The following is a 10913-nucleotide window of genomic DNA, read 5'->3' on the forward strand; positions in this document are numbered from 1 at the left end:
CATGAGGAGATCCGCGTGATCCTGGTCCTGCTGCTGTTCGCAGGGCTTGCAGCGCTCACTCCGTTGTTGACGAGGGTGCTCTCGACGCGGGTGTTCTACGTCATCGCGGCCCTTCCGGCGGCCGCGTTCGTGTTCACGCTCACGCAGACCGGCACCGTTCTCGCCGGCGGAGCGGCGACCGAGACGGTGGAGTGGATTCCGCAGCTCGGCATCGCGCTGTCGTTCCGCGTCGACACGCTCGCCTGGCTGCTCGCGCTCGTGGTCACCGGCGTCGGCGCTCTGGTTCTCGTCTACTGCGCCCGGTACTTCTCGCCGCGCGAGCCCGCGCTGGGCCGCTTCGCCGCGCTGCTGCTCGCCTTCGCCGGCACGATGTACGGGCTCGTCACCGCCGACGACATCTACATCATGTTCATGTTCTGGGAGATCACGAGCGTGCTCTCCTACCTGCTCATCGGCCACTACACCGAGCGCAAGGAGAGTCGCGGCGCCGCCCTCCAGGCCCTCCTCGTCACCACCTTCGGCGGGCTCGCGATGCTCGTCGGAGTGGTGCTGCTGACGGTGGATGCCGGTACCAGTTCGATCGCGCGGCTCGTCAGCGACCCACCGCCCGGCGGCCCGCTCGTGACCACCTCGATCCTGCTCATCCTGGTCGGCGCCCTGTCGAAGTCGGCCCTCGTGCCCTTCCACTTCTGGCTGCCCGCCGCCATGGCGGCACCCACCCCCGTGAGCGCCTACCTGCACGCGGCCGCGATGGTGAAGGCCGGCATCTACCTCATCGCCCGGCTCGCCCCGGGCTTCGCCGACACCCCCGGCTGGACACCGCTCCTGGTGAGCATCGGCGTCTGGACCATGCTCCTCGGCGCCTGGCGCTCGCTCCGCCAGAACGACCTGAAGCTCTTGCTCGCCTACGGCACGGTGAGCCAGCTCGGCTTCCTGACGGTGGTCGTGGGCTTCGGCACCCGAGACGCCGCGCTCGCGGGGGCCGCCCTCCTTCTCGCCCACGCCCTCTTCAAGGCCACCCTCTTCCTCGTCGTCGGCATCATCGACCACGACGAGGGCACCCGAGACCTTCGGGAGATCTCCGCCCTCGGCCGCAGAAGACCGCTGCTGGCAGCCATCGCCCTCATCGCCGTGGCCAGCATGGCCGGGATCCCCCCTCTCCTCGGCTTCGTCGCCAAGGAGGCCGTCCTCACCGCCTTCCTCGAAGCCGACACCCCCTGGGCAGTGGTCGCGCTCGTCGGAGTCACCGTGGGTTCGATACTGACGGTTGCCTACTCCGCCCGCTTCTTCTGGGGCGCCTTCGCCACGAAGCTGGCTCCGGCGTCAGGTTCTGGGGGCTCCGGTGTGGCGGGCGTTCACGGGCAGAGCCCCCAGAACCTGACGCCGGAGCCAGCCACCCACAAGCCCGACACGGCGATCCTGACCGCCCCCATCATCCTCACCATCGCCACCATCGCCGGCGGAATAGCAGCAGCCCCCATCGGCCACGCCCTCGAGACCTACGCCGACACCGTCCCCGGCGGCGGCGACTACCACCTCGCCCTCTGGCACGGCCTCGAACCCGCGCTGGGCATCTCCGCCCTGATCATCGCCGCCGGTCTCCTCCTCTTCGCCCTCCGCAAGCCCGTCGCGCGACTGCAGAAGAAGGTGCCGCCGCTGATCGACGCCTCCCGCACCTACTGGTCGATGGTGCGCGGTGTCGATCAACTCGCGGCACGCGTGACGTTGACGGCCCAGAAGGGCGGTCTGCCGCAGTACATCGGCACGATCCTTCTCGTCTTCGTGCTGTGCCTCGGCGCGGCGACGGCGCTGAACCGCACCTGGCCCACCGAGTTCGTGGCCTGGGACTACCCCGCACAGGTCTTCGTGGCCGCCGCGATGGCGGTCGCCGCGGTGATGGCCGCGCGCGCCACGCACCGGCTCGCCGCGGTGCTGCTGGTGGGCGCCACCGGCTTCGGCCTGGTCGTGCTCTTCGCCTTCCACGGGGCTCCGGATCTCGCACTCACGCAGGCCCTCGTCGAGAGCGTCACCATCGTGGTCTTCGTGCTGGTGCTGCGCCGTCTGCCCGTGAAGATCGCGCAGCACAACAAGCCCGTGAGCAAGGGCTGGCGCATCCTCATCGGCACACTGGTGGGGGTGACGATGGGGCTCGTCGGCCTGATCGCTCTCGGCGCCCGCCAGGCGCCCGGGCTCGGCGAGGACCTCGCGCGGCTCGCGGTCGAGGTGGGGCACGGCAAGAACGTCGTGAACGTGATGCTCGTCGACATCCGCGCCTGGGACACGATGAACGAGCTCTCGGTGCTCGTGGTGGTGGCCACCGGCGTCGCCAGCCTCATCTTCGTGACGGGCCGCAACTTCACGGTGCCGCGCCTCCGCGAATCGCGGAAGCGCCGCAGCGGCGGGCAGCGCTCCCAGCTGGTGGACGACCCGCACACCTCCACCGAGACCGACGATCCGGATTCGCGCCAGCACTCGTGGCTGCTCGGCGGCAAGACACTCTCGCCCGAGAACCGCTCGCTCATCCTCGAGGTGCTGGTACGGCTCATCTTCCACCCTGCCATCGTCGTCTCGATCTTCCTGCTCTTCGCGGGGCACAACGCGCCGGGCGGCGGCTTCGCCGCGGGCATCCTGGCCGGGCTCGCGCTGATCGCCCGCTACCTCGCGGGCGGGCGCTACGAGATCGGCGAGACGCTGCCGATCGGTCCGGGCGTGATCCTGGGCGCCGGGATGCTGCTCGCGACAGGCACCGCGGTCGGGTCGCTGTTCTTCGGCGGCGAGATCCTGCAGTCGGCGTATTTCGAGGCCGACGCCCCGATCCTCGGCCACATCTCCTTCGGCACCTCCACCATCTTCGACATCGGGGTCTACCTCGTGGTGATCGGTGTGGTGCTCGACATCCTGCGCGCCCTCGGCGGCGAGGTCGACCGGCAGCAGGCGGAGGACGACGTGGATGCCGAGCCCGACGACCACTCGGTGGTGGCCGACGAGGCCGAGACCCGCGGCCGCGTGGCCGGGCGCGACACGAGCGGGCCCGCCGAACGCCGCCAGGCCGGAGCCTCGACCGGAACGAGCGGAGGTGGTGCCGCATGAGCGCCTCCCTCACCCTCGTGGTGCTGATGGCCGTGATGTACGGCGCCGGTGTCTACGTGATGCTCGAGCGCAGTCTCACGCGCATCCTCATCGGCTTCCTGCTCGTGGGCAACGCCACGAACCTGCTCATCTTCCTGATGTCGGGCCGCTCGGGCGAGTCGCCCATCATCGACGGAGCGACGCAGCCCGCCGACATCGTCGACCCGGTGCCTCAGGTGCTCATGCTCACCGCGATCGTCATCAACTTCGGCGTGACCGCGTTCATCCTGGCGCTCATCTACCGCTCCTGGTGGCTGTCGAACCTCGGCGACGAGGGTGACGACGTCACGAGCGACGAAGAGGAGATGGATGCCGCCGAAGCCGATGAGGCCCTGGTGTTCCACACCAACCTGGAAGGCGACGACGAGGCGGTGCGCGCCGTGCTCGGCGAGGGCGGCGACGACGACCCCGATCCGGAGCCCAGCGAGCAGGATCGGGACGTGATGCGATGAACGCCCTCGTTCCCCTGCTCGTTATCATCCCGCTCGTCGGAGCGGCGATCACGCTCATCCTCGGGCGCTACCGGCGCGTGCAGATCGCGATCAGCGTCACCGCCCTGGTGGCCGTGACGGCGACCGCGGCCATCCTCTTGGCCGATGTCGACCGCACCGGCGTGCCTGCGGTGGTGGAGGTCGGCGGGTGGCCACCGCCCTTCGGCATCGTGCTCGTGGTCGACCGGCTGGCCGCCATCATGGTCGTCGTCTCGGCCCTGATGCTGCTCGGCGTCCTCGTGTTCGCGGTGGGTCAGGGCATCGCCGACCGGGATCGCGACACCCCGGTGTCGATCTTCCACCCCACCTACCTGATCCTGGCCGGCGGGCTGTTCGACGCGTTCATCGCGGGCGACCTGTTCAACATGTACGTCGGGTTCGAGATGCTGCTCGCGGCCAGCTACGTGCTGCTGACGCTCGGCGGAACCGGGTCGCGCATCCGTGCCGGCGTCACCTACGTCGTCGTCAGTCTCGTCTCCTCGCTCCTGTTCCTCGGTGCCATCGCGCTCATCTACGGCGCCACCGGAACGGTGACGATGGCGCTGCTCTCCGACCGCATCCGGGAGCTGCCGCTCGACGTGCAGGTGATCCTGTGCGCGGCCCTGCTGATCGGGTTCGCGGTGAAAGCGGCCGTGTTCCCGCTGTCGTTCTGGCTGCCGGACTCGTATCCCACCGCGCCCGCGCCCGTCACCGCCGTGTTCGCGGGGTTGCTGACGAAGGTGGGTGTGTACGCGATCATCCGCACCGACAAGCTGTTGTTCTTCGACGTGCCGCTGACCGTGCCGCTCCTCATCATCGGCGGCCTCACGATGCTCGTCGGCATCCTCGGCGCGCTCGCCCAAGCGGATGTGAAGCGGCTGCTCTCGTTCACGCTGGTGAGCCACATCGGCTACATGATCTTCGGCGTCGCCATCGGCACCGAGCTCGCCACCGGGGCCACGATCTACTACATCGTGCACCACATCACGGTGCAGACCGCCCTGTTCCTCGTGGTGGGGCTGATCGAGCGGGTGGGGCGATCGACGTCGATCACGCGGCTCGGCGGCCTGCTCCGCAAAGCCCCGTACGTCGCCATCCTCTTCTTCATCGGGGCGCTGAACCTCGGCGGCATCCCACCGTTCTCGGGGTTCCTCGGCAAGATCGGACTGTTCGAGGCGGGAGCTGCGTCGCCGTCGCCTCTCGTGTACGTGCTGATCGCGGCGGGGGTCGTCACCTCGCTGCTCACGCTCTACGCGCTGATGCGGGTGTGGAACATGGCGTTCTGGCGGCCGAAGGAAGACGTGGAAGGCTACGAGTCACCGCTCATCGAGTCGCTCCAGGAGAGCCCCGAGTCGACCAACGGCACGGCGACGGGCGTCGCCACCGCGGTCGGCACCTCGAAGCTCATGGTGGGGGCGACCACCGGTCTCATCGCACTGACCCTCTGCCTCACGGTGTTCGCCGGGCCGTTGTTCGACCTGGCGCAGCGGGCGGCGGGCAACGTCGCGACACCCGAGACCTACGTCGACTCCGTGTTCCCGGGCGGCGTCCCGGGGACCCTCTCGGGGGGTGATCCGCGATGAAAGGCCGTATCGCCGGCGGACTGGTGCCCTTCCTCGGACTGGTGCTGCTCTGGATGCTGCTCTGGGGCGAGTTCACCTGGCTGTCGCTCCTGACCGGGGTGGTGCTCGCGCTGCTCGTCTCGGTGGCGTTCTACCTGCCGGCGGTGGCGCTCTCGGGTCGGGTGAACATCCTGCACGCCTTCGTCTTCGTGGTGCGGCTGCTCGCCGACATCGTGCTGGCGTCGCTGCAGATCGCCTGGTCGGCGGTGAACCCGTGGTACCGGCCGAGCAACGCCGTCATCGCCGTACCGCTGCGCACCCGGAGCGACCTGGTGATGACCTTCACCGCCGAGGCGGTGTCGCTGGTGCCCGGATCGATCGTGCTCGACGTCGACCGCGAGACGGCGACGCTCTACCTCCACGCGCTGAACGTGCGGTCGGTCGACGAGGTGCCGGCGTTGAAGCGAGCGGTGCTGGCGACCGAGCGGCGGCTGATCCTCGCGGCGGGGTCGGCCGACGACCTCGCGCGGCTGCGTTCGCCGGAAGGGGGCAGCTCGTGATCGTGGTCGTCATCATCGCCGGACTGCTGTTCGCGGCGGGCGCCGTCGGAGCGGTCTGGCGCATCATCCGCGGTCCCTCCGCGCTCGACCGCATCATCGCCTCCGACGTGCTCGTGGCCACCGCCATGTGCGCGATCGGCGCCGAGATGGCCATCAACCGGCACACCGACACCCTGCCGGTGCTGCTCGGGCTTGCCCTCTTCGGCATCGTCGGCTCGGTGAGCGTGGCCCGCTTCCTCGCCTCGAGGGATGACACATGAACACCATCGACCTCGGCTTCGACTTCGACCTGCGCGACGTGATCACGGCGATCCTCGTGCTGCTGGCGGCCCTCATGTGCTTCGCGGCGGGGGTCGGTCTCCTGCGTTTCCCCGACGTGCTGTCGCGGCTGCACGCGGCCACGAAGCCGCAGATCCTCGGCATCATGGCGATCGTGGCGGATGTCGCGGTCACGAACCCCTCGGTCGGCACCATCACCTTGGCGGTCGCGATCATCTTCTTCCAGAGCCTCACCGCGCCGGTCGCGGCGCACATGGTGGGCCGGGCGGCGTACCGCACGGGCCACTTCCGCAGCGACATCCTCGTGGTCGACGAGTTCACCCCGCCTGTCACAGACGACGGGGGCACCCGGTCATAGCTGCGGACGGGGCGGATGGGCCGCCGCCGCTTCGCGGAAGGACCGGATCATGTCGAAGATCGTCGTCATCGGAGGCACGGGACTGATCGGCGCCAGAACCGTCGCGCTACTGCGCCAGCGCGGGCACGAGGTGGTGGCCGCGGCGCGCGCCACGGGCGTCAACTCCTACACGGGCGACGGGCTCGCCGAGGCTCTCGAGGGCATCGAGACCGTCGTCGACGTCTCGAACTCGTCGTACACCGACGAGGCCGGCGCGCTCGACTTCTTCGAGACCTCCACGCTCAACCTGCTGAGCTACGGCGCGGCGGCGGGTGTGGCGAAGCACGTCGCACTGTCGGTGGTCGGTACCGAGCGGCTTGCTGTGGCCGAGGGCGGGTACTTCCGGGCCAAGCACGCGCAGGAGCAGCTCATCCGCGAGTCCGGACGACCCTTCAGCATCGTGCACGCCACGCAGTTCTTCGAGTTCATCGGCAGCATCGCGGATGCCGCGGTCGACGGCGACCGGGTGCGGGTGGCCGAGGCGCTGATCCGGCCCATGGCGGCCGACGACGTGGTGGCCGCCGTCGCACGAGCGGCTCTTGCCGCCCCGGTCGGCGGGATCGTCGAGAACGCCGGACCTGAAGAGGGCCGGCTCGACGGTTTCGTGCGTCGCCGTCTGGCCTTCGCGAACGATCCGCGCGAGGTGGCCGCCGATCCGCTCGCGTCCTATTTCGGCGCGCGTCTGGGCGCGCACGACCTGCTGCCGGGGCCCGACGCGACGCTCGCGAACACCGACTTCGACACCTGGAGCCGCGCCGCCCTGGTGCGCTGACGAGTAACTACCGATTTGAGCGACACCGGTGCCCTAGAGATGGTCGGTGTCGCTCATGTGCGTAGTAACTAATCGGGGTCAGTCGGGACGGGTGCAGCGGGACTCGCCGTGGATCGTCGCCGTCACCGTCGCGCCTTCGGGCACCACCGTGACGTCCACCACGACGGGAGTCTTGCCGCCGAGGTGGGCCTCCTGGCCGCTCAGGCCGGCGGGGCTGGTCGTCACGGTCCAGTCGAGCAGCTCGTACCCCTGCTTGATCTCCGCGATCACGGCACCCGGCACGACGGTCGCCGGCAGCGACTCGGTGCGGGTGATGCGGTACTGCTCCCCGCCATCGGGGCAGGCCACGACCTCGGTCTCGTCGTCGGCGGGCTGCAGCGGGTCGCCGAGCACCCCCGTGATCGTGTCGACCTCGGTCATGACCTCGGCCGTCACCTCGTCGAGCGTCGCCGGAGTCTTCGGCTGGGTCACGGCGACACCGATCCAGACGGCGGCGATCAACGCCCCCACCACGCCCGCCGTGATGAAGGTGGCCGGCCGGAGCATCCCGCTCCACCGCTCCCCCTTCGGAGGCAGGCGCGGCGGCTTCTTCGGGGCGAAGAAGCGCCAGTTGCGGGTGTCCGGGATGCTCATTCCCTCCAGGGTATCCGCAGCTCCCTGAGCACGACCCTCGGCCCTGCCGGTGGTGCAGTAGCGTACCGACCGAGGCGTTCTGCAAGAAGTTGCGTGGTTTGCGTAAGATTGCCGCATGTCACGACGCCTGGCTGAAGTCGCCCGCAAGGTGGGCGTGAGCGAAGCCACCGTGAGCCGGGTCCTCAACGAGAAACCAGGGGTGAGCGAGAGCACTCGGCAGGCGGTGCTCACCGCCCTCGACGTGCTCGGCTACGAGCGGCCGAGCAAACTCCGCGGCGAGCGCGCCCGGCTCGTGGGGCTCTTCCTGCCCGAGCTGCAGAACCCGATCTTCCCCGCCTTCGGCGAGGTCGTGGGCATCGCGCTCGCTCAACACGGGTACACCCCGGTGCTCTGCACGGTGACGGCGGGCGGCATCTCCGAGTCGGACTACCTCGATCTGCTGCTGCAGCAGCACGTCTCCGGCGTCGTGTTCGCCGGCGGCCAATACACGCAGCGGGATGCCCCGCACGAGCACTACCGCCGACTCATCGACCTGCGGCTGCCGACGGTCGTCACCAACGCGCCGATCCCGGGTCTCGGTTTCGCCACGGTCTCGACCGATGACGCCGTGGCCCTCGAGCAAGCTTGGGGACACCTCACCCAGCTCGGCCACGAGCGGATCGGGCTCCTGCTCGGCCCCGCCGATCACGTGCCCTCGCTCCGCAAACTCGCCTCGGCGAACCTGCTGGCGGGTGGCGCCGTGCGGCCGGAGTTCCTGGTGCACTCGCAGTACTCGCTCGAGGCGGGGCAGGCCGCGGCGACCCGCCTGCTGAAGGCCGGGGTGACCGCGATCGTCTGCGCATCCGACCCTCTGGCACTGGGGGCGATCCGCGCCGTCAAGCGGGCCGGGATGTCGGTGCCGTACGACGTCTCGGTGATCGGCTTCGACGATTCAGCCCTCATGACGAGCACCGATCCCCCGCTCACCACCGTGCGCCAGCCCATCGAGGTGATGGGACGCATGGCCATCGACCTGCTCGTGGCCCAGATCGACGGCGCCGCCGCCGAACCCGACGAGTACTTCTTCGAGCCCGAACTCGTGGTGCGCGGCTCCACCGGTCCGGCGCGCTCGCGCGTCTGAGCGCCGACTCTTCGTCGAGTTCCGCAAACGTACGGCCAGCCGACCCCGTAGGTGGCGCGGAGCTCGCCAGGTTTGCGGTTTCCGACACCAACGCCCCTACGGGGCGCCCTCCAGCCCGCAAGCCAGTGCAAGAATACGTAAGTTGCTTACTATCTGTCGATTTCTTGCGTTGAGCGAGTGAGCGAAGCTACATTCGGGGCGTGACCACCGAAACGCTCACCCCTGCCGCAGCGCCGACGACGGCAACCGACGCCGACTGGTGGCGCAGCGCCGTCATCTACGAGGTGTACGTGCGCAGCTTCGCGGATGCCGACGGCGACGGCACCGGCGACCTCGCCGGCGTGCGCAGCAAGCTCGGCTACCTGAAAGACCTCGGCGTCGACGCCCTCTGGTTCACCCCGTGGTACCCCAGCCCCCTCGCCGACGGCGGCTACGACGTGAGCGACTACCGCGCCATCAACCCCGCGTTCGGCGACCTCGCCGAGGCGGAAGCACTGATCCGCGCCGCGCTCGAGCTGGGCATCCGCACCATCATCGACGTGGTGCCCAACCACGTCTCGCACGAACACCCGTGGTTCCAGGAGGCCCTCGCCGCCGGGGCCGGCAGCCGGGCCCGCGAGCGCTTCTGGTTCCGCGACGGACGCGGTGAGAACGGCGAGCTGCCGCCCACCGATTGGGTCTCGAACTTCGGCGGCCCCACCTGGACCCGCACCACCAACCCCGACGGCACGCCCGGCCAGTGGTACCTGCACCTGTTCTCGCCCGAGCAGCCCGACCTCAACTGGGACCACCCCGACATCCGCCGCGAGCACGAGGACATCCTGCGCTTCTGGTTCGACCGCGGAGTCGCCGGGGTGCGCATCGACTCCGCCGCCCTGCTCGTGAAAGACGCCACCCTGCCCGAGGTGCCCGAGAACCCGGCCCCCGGCGAGCATCCGAACACCGACCGCGACGAACTCCACGACATCTACCGCCGCTGGCGAGCGGTCGCCGAGGAGTACAAGGACACCCCCGTTGGTCCCCGCGTGCTGGTGGGCGAGATCTGGCTCCCCGACTCCGAGCGATTCGCGAAGTACCTCCGCCCCGACGAGATGCACACCGCCTTCAACTTCGACTTCATGAGCCGGGCCTGGAGCGCCGACGAGCTGCGAGCATCCATCACCACCATGCTCGCCGCGCACGCCCCCGTCGGCGCTCCCAGCACCTGGGTGCTCTCGAACCACGACGTCACCCGCCCGGTCACCCGCTACGGCCGCGCCGACAGCGCCTTCGCCTTCGCCACCAAACGCTTCGGAACCCCCACCGACCTCGCCCTCGGCACCCGCCGGGCCCGCGCGGCGGCCCTCCTCACAGCCGCTCTCCCCGGTTCCCTGTACCTCTACCAGGGCGACGAACTCGGCCTCCCCGAGGCCGAAGACATCCCCCTCGAACTGCTCCACGACCCGATGCACGAGCGCTCGGGCGGCGTCGATCCGGGCCGGGACGGATGCCGCGTCCCCCTCCCCTGGGCAGGAGACCACCCGCCCTACGGCTTCAGCACGCCACAGGCCGTGGCGGAAGGCGCACCCCCCGAGCCTGCCGTCGCCCCGCGCACGTGGCTGCCCCAGCCGGGAGACTGGGCGGCGTACACCGTCGAGGCCGAGACCGCCGACCCCACGTCGATGCTCTCGCTCTACCGCGCCGCCCTGCGCATCCGTCGCGCCGACGACGACCTCGGCGACGGGCTGCTGCAGTGGCTCGACAGCGCGCCCGAGGTGCTCGCCTTCTCGCGCGGCGACGTCGTCTGCGTCACCAACCTCGGCTCCCGGCCTGCCGCCCTGCCCGCGCATCGCGACGTGCTCATCGCGAGCGCCGCGCTCGACGGCGGACTGCTCCCACCCGACTCCACCGCCTGGCTCCGGCCGGCCCTCGACCCCGCCTAGCACGCACCATCCCGCAACCCGGAACATCCGCACCCGCACCATCCCGCAACCACGCACCACACACGAAAG

The 10913-nt window shown here is 69.9% G+C and carries 10 protein-coding genes; 9 read left to right on the forward strand and 1 reads right to left on the reverse strand.

Annotation, left to right across the window (positions count from 1 at the left end):
• The first annotated feature begins 15 nt into the window (after positions 1-15).
• From ACFJGU_RS06105 to ACFJGU_RS06135, 7 genes are read left to right on the forward strand one after another with little or no spacing between them, the layout of a single operon-like run.
• On the forward strand, positions 16-3090 hold the full coding sequence (locus ACFJGU_RS06105; protein ID WP_382308568.1) for a Na+/H+ antiporter subunit A: 3075 nt from the start codon (positions 16-18) through the stop codon (positions 3088-3090).
• Positions 3087-3581 carry an NADH-quinone oxidoreductase subunit K gene (locus tag ACFJGU_RS06110; protein WP_382308569.1) on the forward strand — a complete coding sequence of 165 codons (495 nt, stop codon included), beginning with the start codon at positions 3087-3089 and terminating at the stop codon, positions 3579-3581. The genes ACFJGU_RS06105 and ACFJGU_RS06110 overlap by 4 nt, the downstream gene beginning before the upstream one ends.
• Positions 3578-5182 carry a Na+/H+ antiporter subunit D gene (locus ACFJGU_RS06115; protein ID WP_382308571.1) on the forward strand — a complete coding sequence of 535 codons (1605 nt, stop codon included), beginning with the start codon at positions 3578-3580 and terminating at the stop codon, positions 5180-5182. The genes ACFJGU_RS06110 and ACFJGU_RS06115 overlap by 4 nt, the downstream gene beginning before the upstream one ends.
• Positions 5179-5721, forward strand: coding sequence for a Na+/H+ antiporter subunit E (locus ACFJGU_RS06120; RefSeq protein WP_382308573.1), 543 nt, complete (start codon positions 5179-5181; stop codon positions 5719-5721). Before ACFJGU_RS06115 ends, ACFJGU_RS06120 begins: the two co-directional genes overlap by 4 nt.
• Complete coding sequence (locus ACFJGU_RS06125) at positions 5718-5981, forward strand: monovalent cation/H+ antiporter complex subunit F (protein WP_382308575.1); 264 nt, start codon at positions 5718-5720, stop codon at positions 5979-5981. Before ACFJGU_RS06120 ends, ACFJGU_RS06125 begins: the two co-directional genes overlap by 4 nt.
• Positions 5978-6358 carry a monovalent cation/H(+) antiporter subunit G gene (mnhG, locus tag ACFJGU_RS06130; protein WP_382308577.1) on the forward strand — a complete coding sequence of 127 codons (381 nt, stop codon included), beginning with the start codon at positions 5978-5980 and terminating at the stop codon, positions 6356-6358. The genes ACFJGU_RS06125 and mnhG overlap by 4 nt, the downstream gene beginning before the upstream one ends.
• Positions 6359-6407: 49 nt before the next feature.
• Positions 6408-7169, forward strand: a complete 762-nt coding sequence (locus ACFJGU_RS06135; RefSeq protein WP_382308579.1) for an SDR family oxidoreductase — start codon at positions 6408-6410, stop codon at positions 7167-7169.
• 78 nt (positions 7170-7247) lie between these two features.
• On the opposite strand, the gene ACFJGU_RS06140 is transcribed toward ACFJGU_RS06135, so the two are convergent.
• Complete coding sequence (locus ACFJGU_RS06140) at positions 7248-7802, reverse strand: hypothetical protein (RefSeq protein WP_382308581.1); 555 nt, start codon at positions 7800-7802, stop codon at positions 7248-7250.
• A 115-nt stretch (positions 7803-7917) separates the two neighbouring features.
• Between ACFJGU_RS06140 and ACFJGU_RS06145 the strand changes: the two genes are divergently transcribed.
• Both ACFJGU_RS06145 and ACFJGU_RS06150 read left to right on the forward strand, forming a co-directional pair.
• Positions 7918-8922, forward strand: a complete 1005-nt coding sequence (locus ACFJGU_RS06145; protein WP_382308583.1) for a LacI family DNA-binding transcriptional regulator — start codon at positions 7918-7920, stop codon at positions 8920-8922.
• Between the two features lie 200 nt (positions 8923-9122).
• The gene (locus ACFJGU_RS06150; protein WP_382308585.1) at positions 9123-10844 is read left to right on the forward strand and encodes an alpha-amylase family glycosyl hydrolase; all 1722 of its coding nucleotides are present in this window, start codon (positions 9123-9125) and stop codon (positions 10842-10844) included.
• The last annotated feature ends 69 nt before the right edge of the window (positions 10845-10913 follow it).

Source organism: Herbiconiux sp. UC225_62 (assembly GCF_042694625.1).
Taxonomy (GTDB): Bacteria; Actinomycetota; Actinomycetes; order Actinomycetales; family Microbacteriaceae; genus Herbiconiux.